Annotated in this window: 1 protein-coding gene; it reads left to right on the top strand. The window is 66.6% G+C overall.

The genetic code is table 11. From position 1 onward, the window contains the following. A partial coding sequence (gene metH, locus ACIBEA_RS44330; RefSeq protein ID WP_399270221.1) for a methionine synthase occupies positions 1-3179 on the top strand: 3179 nt, incomplete at both ends.

Here is a 3179-nt window from a genome sequence, read left to right on the forward strand (position 1 = left end):
GCGCGGATCGCGCGCGAGGTCGCGGACGAGTTCACGGCCTCGACGGGGCAGCAGCGCTGGGTGCTGGGCTCGATGGGCCCGGGCACCAAACTGCCGACCCTCGGTCACATCCGCTACTCCATCATCCGGGACGCCTACCAGGTCAATGCGGAGGGTCTGCTGAGCGGTGGCGCGGACGCGCTGTTGGTGGAGACGACGCAGGACCTGCTCCAGACGAAGTCCTCGATCATCGGTGCGCGGCGGGCGATGGAGGCGTTGGGCGTCTCGGTTCCGTTGATCTGTTCGGTGACGGTGGAGACGACCGGGACGATGCTGTTGGGCAGTGAGATCGGCGCGGCGTTGACCTCGCTGGAGCCGCTGGGCATCGACATGATCGGGTTGAACTGCGCGACGGGTCCGGCGGAGATGAGCGAGCACCTGCGCTACCTCGCCCGCAACTCCCGCATCCCGATCTCCTGCATGCCCAACGCCGGCCTGCCCGTCCTGACCAAGGACGGCGCCCACTACCCGCTCTCCGCGAGCGAGCTGGCCGACGCCCAGGAGACCTTCGTCCGCGAGTACGGGCTCTCCCTGGTCGGCGGCTGCTGCGGTACGACGCCCGAGCACCTGCGCCAGGTCGTGGAGCGGGTCCGCGGGCTGGCTCCGGTGGCCCGTGAGCCCCGCCCCGAGCCGGGTGCCTCCTCGCTGTACCAGACGGTTCCGTTCCGTCAGGATCTGGCGTTCATGGCGATCGGTGAGCGGACGAACGCGAACGGGTCGAAGAAGTTCCGGGACGCGATGTTGGAGGCGCGTTGGGACGACTGTGTGGAGATGGTCCGGGACCAGATCCGTGAGGGTGCGCACATGTTGGACCTGTGTGTGGACTACGTGGGTCGTGATGGTGTCGCGGACATGGATGAGTTGGCGGGGCGTTTCGCGACGGCTTCGACGTTGCCGATCGTGTTGGACTCGACCGAGGTTCCCGTGATCAAGGCGGGGTTGGAGCGTCTGGGTGGGCGCGCGGTGATCAACTCGGTGAATTACGAGGATGGTGACGGGCCGGATTCGCGGTTCGCGCAGGTGACGCGGTTGGCGCAGGAGCACGGGGCCGCGTTGATCGCGTTGACGATCGATGAGAAGGGTCAGGCGCGGACGGTCGAGGACAAGGTGGCGATCGCGCAGCGGTTGATCCTGGACCTGACGGAGAATTGGGGGATTCTGGAGTCGGACATCCTCATCGACACGCTGACGTTCACGATCTGCACGGGTCAGGAGGAGTCGCGGGGTGACGGTATCGCGACGATCGAGGCGATCCGTGAGCTCAAGCGCCGTCATCCGGCGGTGCAGACCACGCTGGGGTTGTCGAACATTTCCTTCGGGTTGAATCCGGCTGCTCGGGTGTTGTTGAACTCGGTGTTCCTGGATGAGTGTGTGAAGGCGGGGTTGGATTCGGCGATCGTGCACGCGTCGAAGATCCTGCCGATCGCGCGGTTCGATGACGAGCAGGTCGGTACGGCCCTCGACCTGATCTATGACCGGCGTGCGGAGGGGTATGACCCGCTGCAGAAGCTGATGGCGTTGTTCGAGGGTGTGAACACGAAGTCGTTGAAGGCGGGGCGGGCGGAGGAGCTGCTGGCGCTGCCGTTGGACGAGCGGTTGCAGCGGCGGATCATCGATGGTGAGAAGAACGGTCTGGAGGCGGATCTGGACGAGGCGTTGGTGGCCCGTCCGGCGTTGGCCATCGTCAACGACACCCTGTTGGAGGGGATGAAGGTCGTTGGTGAGTTGTTCGGGTCGGGTCAGATGCAGTTGCCGTTCGTGTTGCAGTCGGCGGAGGTGATGAAGACGGCGGTGGCCTATCTGGAGCCGCATATGGAGAAGACGGACGCGGAGGGCAAGGGCACGATCGTGCTGGCTACGGTTCGTGGCGATGTTCATGACATCGGGAAGAACCTCGTCGACATCATTTTGTCGAACAACGGCTACAACGTGGTCAACATCGGGATCAAGCAGCCGGTGTCGGCGATCTTGGAGGCTGCTGTGGAGCACCGGGCGGACGTGATCGGGATGTCGGGCCTCCTGGTGAAGTCCACGGTGATCATGAAGGAGAACCTCCAGGAGCTCAACCAGCGCAAGCTCGCCGCCGACTACCCCGTCATCCTCGGCGGCGCCGCCCTCACCCGCGCCTACGTCGAACAGGACCTCCACGAAATCTACGAAGGCGAAGTCCGCTACGCCCGCGACGCCTTCGAAGGCCTCCGCCTCATGGACGCCCTCATGGGGATCAAGCGCGGGGTCCCCGGAGCGGAACTCCCGCCCCTCAAGCAACGCCGCGTCGCCAAGCGGCAAGCGGCGCCCGAGGTGGAGATCGAGGACGTCCCCGAGCTGGGCTCCGTACGCTCCGACGTGTCCGTCACCAACCCGGTGCCGACGCCGCCGTTCTGGGGGACGCGGGTGGTCAAGGGGATCCCGCTGAAGGACTACGCGTCCTGGCTGGACGAGGGCGCGCTCTTCAAGGGCCAGTGGGGACTCAAGCAGGCCCGCGCGGGCGGGGCCACCTATGAGGAACTGGTCGAGAGCGAGGGGCGCCCCCGGCTGCGCGGGCTCCTGGACAAGCTCCACACCGAGAACCTCCTGGAAGCGGCCGTGGTCTACGGCTACTTCCCCTGCGTGTCCAAGGGCGACGACCTGATCATCCTGGACGAGCAGGGCAACGAGCGGACCCGCTTCACCTTCCCCCGCCAGCGCCGCGGGCGCCGCCTGTGCCTCGCCGACTTCTTCCGCCCCGAGGAATCCGGGGAGACCGACGTGATCGGCCTCCAGGTCGTCACCGTCGGCTCCAGGATCGGCGAGGCCACCGCCAAGATGTTCGCCGCCGACGCCTACCGCGACTACCTCGAACTGCACGGCCTGTCCGTCCAGCTCGCCGAGGCCATGGCCGAGTACTGGCACGCCCGGGTCCGCTCCGAACTCGGCTACGCCGGCGAGGACCCGGCCCGGGTCGAGGACATGTTCGACCTCAAGTACCGCGGAGCCCGCTTCTCGCTCGGCTACGGCGCCTGCCCCGACCTGGAGGACCGCGCCAAGATCGCCGACCTCCTCCAGCCCGAACGGATCGGCGTCCACCTCTCCGAGGAGTTCCAGCTCCACCCCGAACAGTCCACCGACGCCATCGTCATCCACCACCCCGAAGCGAAGTA

Source organism: Streptomyces sp. NPDC051555 (assembly GCF_044454405.1).
Lineage (GTDB): Bacteria > Actinomycetota > Actinomycetes > Streptomycetales > Streptomycetaceae > Streptomyces.